At 66.9% G+C, this 1067-nt stretch carries 1 pseudogene; it reads right to left on the bottom strand.

The annotated features are described in order from the left end of the window. Positions 1-349: pseudogene (locus ACIQG9_RS29830) on the bottom strand (hypothetical protein); the annotation flags it as partial. Positions 350-1067 lie beyond the last annotated feature (718 nt).

Here is a 1067-nt window from a genome sequence, read left to right on the forward strand (position 1 = left end):
ACGTGCCGCCGTGGTCACGGTTGGCCAGGTCGACGGCCTCGATCAACTTCTCGTCGTCACAGGGCACCTCCCGCACCCGACCGTGCTCGTCCCGGTCCTTGTCACCCCGGTCCTTGTCACCGTTCTGGTCGTCCGGGGCGTCGTCCTTGGTGAGCTGCTGGGCGGTCGCCCACTTCACGTCGGCGAGCCGGTGGGGACCGGTGGCCCCGGTGGTCGCGTAGGCCACGCCGGCGAGGCTGACCGCTCCGGTCAGGCCCATGACTCCGGCGGCGAGCCAGAGCCGACGACGACGGATCGGGGAGGTCGTCTCACGGCTGGCGTCATCGTTATTACGAAGGTAGTTGGACATCGGAGCTCTCTGCCCTCTCCTTGTACCCGTCAAGGTCGCTTCGCCACGGCGAGGCGGCCTGCGCTACAAATCGGTTGTAGCTGCTGAAGAACACCGTATGGGAAGCTTCTTCACCTCGTGCGCTTATACGAAAAAAGCCCACATTGGGGATGTGGGCGGTGCAGCCGCAGCACGGCGGACGGCAGTGCCGCAGCGGTGCCACGGATGGCGAAGAAGCATCGTGGGGCGCAAAGCGCGCGGCCGGGTCCGAGGGCCCCGCATCGTGGCGCGCGGGCCGTACGGCGCCGAAGTGACCCCGACAATCGACCCGACCCGACCCGACCCGACCCGACCCGACCCGACCCGACCCGACGCTGTCCTGGCCTGCCCTGTCCTGGTCAGGGGTCAGGGTCAGGGGTCAGGGGTCAGGGGTCAGGCTGCCAAAACGGATTTATGCCACCGAACAGGGCGCACATGTCGCCACCGGAACGGGTTACAGCAGGGGCTCCGCCGCTTCGGGTGCATCTGTTGTCGCCATGGCAGCAACAAACGCACCCAAAGGGAGGCAGCGCGACACGACGGGGGAGGGGAGCCCCTTCCCGCCGTCGCGCGGCGGAAAGGGACCCCCTCGGTTATGTGGTGCCTCAGTTGAAGCAGTCTTTGACGGTGCCGGCGCAGTTGGTGGGGTCGTTGTTGGTGATGGTGGTTTTTTCGTCGAGGGTGACGTGGCCTTCGTTGT

This window comes from Micromonospora sp. NPDC092111 (assembly GCF_044755745.1).
Taxonomy (GTDB): Bacteria; Actinomycetota; Actinomycetes; order Mycobacteriales; family Micromonosporaceae; genus Micromonospora.